The 8,059-nt window shown below is 42.5% G+C and carries 7 protein-coding genes; 6 read left to right on the top strand and 1 reads right to left on the bottom strand.

Annotation, left to right across the window (positions count from 1 at the left end):
- Positions 1-254 precede the first annotated feature (254 nt).
- Both ACE1AQ_RS22925 and hisG read left to right on the top strand, forming a co-directional pair.
- Positions 255-1,043, top strand: coding sequence for an HAD family hydrolase (locus ACE1AQ_RS22925; protein WP_008197921.1), 789 nt, complete (start codon positions 255-257; stop codon positions 1,041-1,043).
- A gap of 193 nt (positions 1,044-1,236) precedes the next feature.
- Positions 1,237-1,887, top strand: a complete 651-nt coding sequence (gene hisG, locus ACE1AQ_RS22920; protein ID WP_008197919.1) for an ATP phosphoribosyltransferase — start codon at positions 1,237-1,239, stop codon at positions 1,885-1,887.
- Between the two features lie 126 nt (positions 1,888-2,013).
- On the opposite strand, the gene chrA is transcribed toward hisG, so the two are convergent.
- On the bottom strand, positions 2,014-3,171 hold the full coding sequence (gene chrA / locus ACE1AQ_RS22915) for a chromate efflux transporter (protein WP_110546056.1): 1,158 nt from the start codon (positions 3,169-3,171) through the stop codon (positions 2,014-2,016).
- Between the two features lie 299 nt (positions 3,172-3,470).
- Here chrA and ACE1AQ_RS22910 point away from each other — a divergent pair, with 299 nt between their 5' ends.
- From ACE1AQ_RS22910 to ACE1AQ_RS22895, 4 genes are all read left to right on the top strand, one after another.
- Entirely contained in the window at positions 3,471-4,586 is a 1,116-nt protein-coding gene (locus ACE1AQ_RS22910; RefSeq protein ID WP_039899556.1) for a TIGR03032 family protein, read from the top strand.
- 379 nt (positions 4,587-4,965) lie between these two features.
- Positions 4,966-5,124, top strand: a complete 159-nt coding sequence (locus ACE1AQ_RS22905) for a hypothetical protein (protein WP_374809284.1) — start codon at positions 4,966-4,968, stop codon at positions 5,122-5,124.
- 40 nt (positions 5,125-5,164) lie between these two features.
- Positions 5,165-5,632, top strand: a complete 468-nt coding sequence (locus ACE1AQ_RS22900; protein ID WP_110546057.1) for a hypothetical protein — start codon at positions 5,165-5,167, stop codon at positions 5,630-5,632.
- A 204-nt stretch (positions 5,633-5,836) separates the two neighbouring features.
- Positions 5,837-8,059 (top strand): hypothetical protein (locus tag ACE1AQ_RS22895; protein ID WP_374809282.1); only part of this gene is annotated, 2,223 nt, incomplete at its 3' end.

The raw sequence follows: 8,059 nt of genomic DNA, 5'->3' as shown, positions 1-8,059 counted from the left end.
GTGGGTTTTTGTTGGCTGGGTGTGTGGTTTTTTTTTTTATTTTTTATTTTTTTTTTGGGTTGTGGGTGTTGGGGTGGGGGGTTGTGGGGGGAGGTGGAAATTATGAATTATGAATTATGAATTATGAATTGGGGTGTGGGGTGTGGGGGGAGGTGGAAATTATGAATTATGAATTATGAATTATGAATTGGGGTGTGGGGAGAATAAATAGAAATAATCTCCTGTCTCCTTAATCCTGTCTCCTGAGAGCTAAAATGATGACTGACAATATAGATAAAAATAAGGGGGTTTATTTGCCGATAATTCGCTGTGGTAATCGAGAATTTAGAGATATTCAAGGGATTGTTTTTGATAAGGACGGTACGCTAGAGGATTCGCGAGCTTTCTGGTACGATCGAGCTATAGCCCGGATACAAGCCATTGAATCGCAAATCCCTGGTTTAGAGTCTTTATTAACTAAAACTTTCGGTATTGGGGCAAATAGTCTCAATCCTGCTGGTTTAATGGCAGTGGGCAGCCGCAGAGATAATCATATCGTCGCTGCCGGTTGTATTGCTTCCACCGGCCGGGATTGGTTAACGGCTATGGCGATCGCAAAAGTAGCCTTTCAAGCGGCCGATGAAAAGGTTCCCCCCCGCTTCAATCCCCTCTATCCCCAATGTTTAGAAGTAATTCGTTATCTGCACGCGGCCGGTTTACAATTGGCGATTCTTTCCTCCGATACCACAGCACGAGTGGAGCAATTTGTCAAGGAAAATGGCCTATTAAATTATATTAAAATTGCCCGGGGCTGCGATCGAGGTTTAAGTAAACCCGATCCCTTATTATTGCAAGAAACCTGTCAAGCTTTGGGGACTGCAGTGGACAAAACCCTGATGGTGGGGGACACTAGGGCCGATTGGGAAATGGCTAAACAGGCAAAATCAGCAGCTGCGATCGCAATTAGTTGGCAACCGGAAACCCATCCAGATTTACAATTAGCTGATGTGGTCATTAGAGAACTTACTGCCATCTCGGTTATCAGTTATGATTTTAGCTGTTAGGAGTCAGGAGTCAGAATTCAGGAGTCAGGAGTCAGGAGATAGGAGATAGGAGTCAGGAGACTATTTTTATTTGTTTTCCCTGCTCCCTTCTCCCCATTCCCCACTCCCCACTTCATAATTCATAATTCATAATTCATAATTCATAATTTCCACTTCCCCCCACCTCCCCACTTCCCAATTCATAATTCCCTCTATGCTAACAATTGCCTTACCGAAGGGTGCTTTACTAAACGAAAGTATCCAAATATTTCAGAAAATTGGCTTAGATTTTAGTGCCTTTCTTGACTCAAAAAATCGCCAATTACAGATTACTGAACCCACTAACCAAGCGAAAGCGTTATTAGTCAGAGCAACAGATGTACCAGTTTATGTAGAATACGGTCAGGCACAATTAGGCATCGCCGGTTATGATGTTTTATTGGAAAAATCTCCCGATGTGGCTAATTTAATTGACCTAAAATTTGGTTACTGTCGGATGTCGGTAGCTGTCCCTGCTGATAGTCCCTATCAAAGTCCCTTAGATATTCCCCATCACGGTAAAGTTGCCTCAAAATTTGTCAATTGTGCTAAGGACTATTTTCGTCGTTTAGATATTCCCGTCGAGATTATACCTCTCTATGGTTCCGTAGAATTAGGCCCGATTACGGGGATGTCAGAAGCGATAGTTGACCTAGTTTCCACCGGTCGAACTTTACGGGAAAATGGTTTAGTAGAAATTGCCGAATTATTTGCTAGTAGCGCTCGATTAATCGCTCATCCCCTCAGCTATCGACTAAATCGCGATCAGATTTATAACTGGGTAGAAAAGCTCAGAGAACCAACTACATCAATGGCAAAAGTTTAACGAATCACCGCCCCCCTTATTAAGGGGGGATCAAGGGGGGATCAACCCTTATTAAGGGGGGATCAAGGGGGAATCAAAGGCAAAATATATCTTAATATTTAATTAGAACCATTTACTTATTTCCCCCTAAGCTAATTGTTTCAATAGTAAACCAATAAGCGCACCAGCAAGAATTAACCAAGTAGAATTAACCTGAAAACGTAGTAAAAGAATAGCAGAAATAAGAGATAGAATGATAGCCAATAAATTAAAAGGTAAATTCCCGTAGGGTTGTAACCAAGTAGCTAGAGCTAAATTAAAAATTACCGCTACCATTAAAGCCACGGCACTAGCATTAATTGCATCTAAAAAAGCACCCGCCCAAACCGATTCTCTCAGCTTAGGAATAAGAGGATTAAGTAATAAAACAAAGATAAAAGAAGGAAAGAAAATCGCTAGAGTCGCCACAATTGCCCCCGATACTCCTAATATTTGATAACCGATAAAAGTGGCGGTGGATAATACCGGACCGGGGGTAAATTGACCCACAGCAATAGCATCTAATAATTGTTGCTGGGTTAACCATCCTCTCCCCTGCACTAAATCCCCTTCTAAAAAGGCAACTAACACATAACCACTACCAAATAAAACACTACCCACCTTGAGAAAAAATAGCCCTAATCCTGTTAATGTCGGTGGGATATTGCTAGGAGTAGCAACCGCCGTCGCACCGCCTATTCCTGCCACAATCAGGGGAAAGGTGGCGAATTTTTTGAGGATAAACATCCCGATAATTCCGCCTAACAGTAAAGCGATAACTTCATTTAAACCTAAGATTAATAATCCGATAACTCCCAATCCGATGAAGAGTAATTGACGGGTTTTCAGTGCCTTTTTGCCTAAGCGCCAGAGGGCCTGAAAAATCACCGCAATTACCACCGGTTTAATCCCCGCAAAAATCGGAGCCACATCCGGTAAAGTCCCGTAGGTAGTATAAATCCAAGCTAGAAAACCCGTAATTAACACCGCAGGAGTAATAAAACAAACCCCCGTGATTATTAAACCCGCTAAACCCCCAAAAATATAACCGATATGGATGGCCATTTCCGTGGAATTAGGACCGGGAATCAGATTAGTGGCCCCCACCAAATCGAGAAATCGCTCCTTAGTCATCCAACCGCGACGCTTAACCACTTCTTCCTCCATTAAAGCGATATGGGCAGCCGGACCACCAAAACCGATAATGCCGATTTTGAGAAATAAAAGGGCAAGTTGCGAGAGATTGGGAGGCGATGAAGTCAGCATTTTCTGATTACCAATAGTTTTTCTAGAATTAAGTTTATATCCAAAAGAATAGGCTTAAGCTAAATTCTTGGCTAGATCTGGTCAATTCCATAATTGCAAAAGTGTTTTACACAAACTCAATCATAAGTATTTAATGCTCCCGTTCAAGTAAATTTGATACAAAAAAAGTTAAGAAAACTTTACAAGTAATATTGATTAATTTGTTTATAATAGACCCCATTAATACCAACTGAAACCAGAATAAACCATAGACAATAATCAATTATCACAATCGATGTTAATCTATGCAAAAAAACTCTATGGACAGCTTGCCGCCCAAGACTAACCAGTTTTCAGATACCCAAGCGCCGGCAGCGAGTCCATCTCAGCGCCAAGCAGTGCCGGTAAATTATGAGTACAGCCTCAATCTGCCGGAATTACTCAACCAGCTTGACCTCTCAGTGTTGATTTCCACCTACCAAGCGGGACGAGTGGCCAGCATTGGCACTTATCAAGGACAAATACGGGTGAGTTTCGCCCATTTTGACCAAGCAATGGGTTTAACCCGAACCGCTACCGGAATTGCTGTGGGCGCTCGTCAGGCAATTTGGCATTTACCCGCTAATCGAGAGATTGCCCCCCAGATTAAACCCGAAGGGGAACAGGATATCGCCTTTTTAGCTCGTTCCTCCCACCTCACCGGTCCGATTATGGGTCATGATTTGGCTTTTGGCAGTAATCGCCTTTGGGTGGTCAATACCCTATTTAACTGTCTGGCAACCATCGAAGGAAATTGGAGTTTTCTCCCCCAGTGGAAACCGCCCTTTATTACCGAGTTAGTCCCCGGAGACCGCTGCCACCTCAATGGCTTGGCTATGGCTGAAAATAGCGGCACTCCCACTTATGTGACGGCATTGGGGGAAACCAACGAGGAAAGCCTCTGGCGAGAGAATAAGGCCCAGGGCGGATGCTTAATTGATGTGGCTAGGGGAGAGGTGATTCTGCGGGGTTTAGCTATGCCCCATTCTCCCCGCCTTTATCAGGGTAATCTCTATTTCCTCAATTCCGGTTATGGAACCTTGAACTGTTGGCATCCCCAAACTGGCAGCACGGAAATCATCGCCGAGTTGCCCGGTTTTACCCGGGGTTTAGACTGTTGGGAAGGTCACGCCTTTGTCGGGTTGTCCCAAGTGCGGGAAACGGCGATTTTTGGCGGTTTACCCCTGGATGAGCGGCGTAATCAATTGCGGTGCGGGTTGGCTATTGTCAACCTAGCTACCTGTCAACTGGTGGCAACTTTTTGGTTCAATAGCGGCGTGGAGGAGGTTTTTGCCGTCTCCGTCCTACCTGGCTACCGCAACCCGGCGCTAATTGGACCGGATACCGACCTCGATGGCTCTCAATCCGTCTGGATGGTGCCTTCTTTGGCGACTTAAGTAGGGAGGCACAATTATTTGTAGGATGGGTTAGCGGTAGCGTAACCCATGCAGGCGTTGGGTTTCATGCTTCAACCCAACCTACGTTCATCTTATATTTAATTCCACCCACCCACTTAATTGTTTAATTTTTACTCTTTAATTCAGGAAAAAATCATGTCAACTCCTTTTTTAGTTAAGGATATCTTCCCCGGTTCCGTTGGTTCCGACCCCCTTTATCTGACGGCATTATATAGTTTTAGCAATAAATGTTAAAACAAAGATGTAGATGTAGGTTGCTCTCATGGGAAGTTTTGTGACGACAAGTGGCATTGATGATATTTATGGGGAATAATAGATTTAGATGAGTGCCTAACTTTCCAATTGGTAGCGACTTGCCATGAAACAACCAACCGCCAATTATGATGAACACTGGAAAGAAGCATTAAGCGAGTATTTTGAAGCGTTTTTACATTTCTTTTTTCCTGAAGTTCACCAACTTATCAGTTATCAGTTATCAGTTATCAGTTATCAGTTACGAGTTATCAGTTATCAGTGACTAATTGGAAACAAGTAGCAATCCCTTTGCTATAATCGTCATGGCACACCTGAAAACAAAAGCGACTACTGGGAAGCTGCCAGAAAGGGAACAGTGGAAGTGGAAGTTAATCAGGGGATTATATGAGAAGGAGTTCGAGAGAGAACAGATAATTAAACTGTTTGAAATCATCGACAATATGATGACTTTATCCCCTGAATTACAGTCAAGCTTAGAGAGTAAAATCAAACAATTTGAGGAGGAAAGAACCATGCCTTTAATGAGTAATATGGAGTTACGAGGGATAGAACAGGGTAAGGAAATTGGTAAGGAAATTGGAGCATTACAAAAAAGCCGTGATGCCATAAAAACAGTTTTAACTGTGCGGTTTGGAGAGATTTCTTCAGAAATTGAAGAGATAATCGGCAAAATGACTAACCCTACTATCTTAGAAGAGCTACTAAAATTAGCAGCTACCGCTAATTCTCTCGCAGAATTTAAGCAGTCTTTGGCAAAAATCAATATCTAGAAAACGGGTTTCTGCGAGAAACCATGAGAAAACGGGTTTCTTTGGTATTTAGAAACCGGGTTTCTTTGAGAACCTATTTAGAAAACGGGTTTCTTTGAGAAACCCGTTTTCTTGTAATAAATGTTAATTTCTGTTACAGGGGTCTTGAAAGATTGGGGATTGTTGAGCTAAAACTGTTAGGAATAAACTTTTGCTGTTAATGTCATGACTTCTACCCTGTTGCCGATTCTTCCTGTTGTTGACGATGTTTTGTTCGATTTTGCTCAATCTGATGGTTTTTGGGCGAATTTAGAAACCGCTTTTGGCACAAGTTATGATGTGGTTAAAGCGACAGAATTACGACAGCAGTGGCAAAGCCGAAATTTTAGTCAACTTCCCCCAATTGAGCTACTCAGTGATGAGGTTTTAGGAACTGCGAATGGTGCATATTCCAGTAGTACGAATAAGATTTATCTATCAGCATCTTTTTTAAATACGGCTTCGTCAGCAGCGATAGTTAATGTAATTTTAGAAGAAATTGGGCATTATGTGGATGCTCAAATTAATCCGGTGGATAGCGCGGGAGATGAGGGGGCAATTTTTGCGGAGTTGGTGCAGGGAAATAGTCTGGATGTGGCAACCTTAGACGCTTTACGAGGAGAGAATGACCAGACAACAATTATAGTCAATGGGGAAATTATTCAAGTAGAACAGGCGGATTTTACGGGTACTAATGGTAATGATACAATTACAGGGACATCTGGAGACGACACTATTAGTCCTTTACGAGGACAAGATAACGTCAATGGTGGGGATGGAAATGACCTATTAATTGTCAACTACTCCAGTAACACCTACGCGGGGACAACCACCTATAAAGCAGGGATAAGTAGCAGTATCTATCTAAGTAGTGGGGATTGGAGTGGTTCTTTTAGTGCCTATACTAATAGCAGTGGTAATTCTGACTACGTTTCCTTCTCTAATATAGAAAGGTTTCAAATTACTGGGACTAATGCTAACGACTACTTTGACCGAGGGGGTTATGGAGTATTTAACATTGATGGGGGGACTGGTACAGACACCATTGGGACTTTAGATTTTAGTAGTTTCACCACTAATTTAACCATTGATAACAGTGGGGGAACCTTCACTGAAAGTAATGGCAATGTGGTCAAAAATGTTGAACGGTTTAATAACCTGACTACCGGAACCGGTAATGATAGTATTAGCTTTACGGGGAGTTTTAATGAAACCATTGCTACCGGAGAGGGAGACGATACGATTAACGGGGGACGAGGACAAGATAACGTCAATGGTGGGGATGGAAATGACCTATTAATTGTCAACTACTCCAGTAACACCTACGCGGGGACAACCACCTATCCAGCAGGAATGAGTAGCTATATTTATTGGAGTGGTGGTGCTTGGAATGGTTCTTTTAGTGCCTATACTAATAGCAGTTGTAATTTTGAACGAGTTGACTTCTCTAATATAGAAAGGTTTCAAATTACCGGGACTAATGCTAACGACTACTTTGACCGGGGAGGTTATGGAGTATTTAACATTGATGGGGGAACAGGTACAGACACCATCGGCACTTTAGACCTTAGCAGTTTCACCACCAATTTAACCATTGATAACAGTGGGGGAACCTTCACTGAAAGTAATGGCAATGTGGTCAAAAATGTTGAACGGTTCAATAATCTGACCACTGGAACCGGTAATGATAGTATTACCTTTACGGGGAGTTTTAATGAAACCATTGCTACCGGAGACGGAAATGATACGATTAACGGGGGACGAGGACAAGATAACGTCAATGGTGGGAACAACATAAATGGTGGGGACGAAAATGACCTATTAATTATTGACTATTCCAGTAACACCTACGCGGGGACAACCACCTTTTCAGCAGGAATAGGTAGCAGTATTTATTGGAGTGGTGGGGCTTGGAGTGGTTCTTTTAGTGCCTATACTAATAGCAGTGGTAATTTTGACCGAGTTGACTTCTCCAATATAGAAAGGTTTCAAATTACTGGAACTAATGCTAATGACACCATCACCACCGGGGGAGGTAATGACATCATCACAGGGGTTAACCCTAACAGTAGCACCCCAGGAAAAGGAGAAATTGATTCTTTAACAGGAGGAGCAGGAAGTGATAGATTTATCCTTGGTGACGCAACTTGGATTGGTTACGATGACGGTAATACAACTAATGCAGGTACTAGCGACTACGCGACAATTGCCGACTTTAGCACCACTGATGATACAATTCAACTACGAGGTGCAAGTAGTGACTATCTCTTAACAGTTTCAGGTTCTAATACTAATCTCTACATCAACAAACCAGGCAGCGAACCAGATGAACTGATTGCTAATATCAGCAATCAAACAGCATTAAGTCTAACTGCTAGTTATTTTAGCTATGTTTCTAGTCCGACTCTT

This window comes from Microcystis sp. BLCC-F209 (assembly GCF_041928595.1).
In the GTDB taxonomy this organism is placed as follows: Bacteria; Cyanobacteriota; Cyanobacteriia; order Cyanobacteriales; family Microcystaceae; genus Microcystis.
Note: the sequence above shows the minus strand (reverse complement) of the source record. Positions and strands in the feature narration are given on the sequence as shown.

What these genes read in the sequence shown, in the direction of transcription:
- ACE1AQ_RS22925 (WP_008197921.1), top strand. Translation starts at nt 255, where the DNA reads ATGATGACTGACAATATAGATAAAAATAAGGGGGTTTATTTGCCGATA.
- hisG (WP_008197919.1), top strand. Translation starts at nt 1,237, where the DNA reads ATGCTAACAATTGCCTTACCGAAGGGTGCTTTACTAAACGAAAGTATC.
- chrA (WP_110546056.1), bottom strand. Translation starts at nt 3,171, where the DNA reads ATGCTGACTTCATCGCCTCCCAATCTCTCGCAACTTGCCCTTTTATTT.
- ACE1AQ_RS22910 (WP_039899556.1), top strand. Translation starts at nt 3,471, where the DNA reads ATGGACAGCTTGCCGCCCAAGACTAACCAGTTTTCAGATACCCAAGCG.
- ACE1AQ_RS22905 (WP_374809284.1), top strand. Translation starts at nt 4,966, where the DNA reads ATGAAACAACCAACCGCCAATTATGATGAACACTGGAAAGAAGCATTA.
- ACE1AQ_RS22900 (WP_110546057.1), top strand. Translation starts at nt 5,165, where the DNA reads ATGGCACACCTGAAAACAAAAGCGACTACTGGGAAGCTGCCAGAAAGG.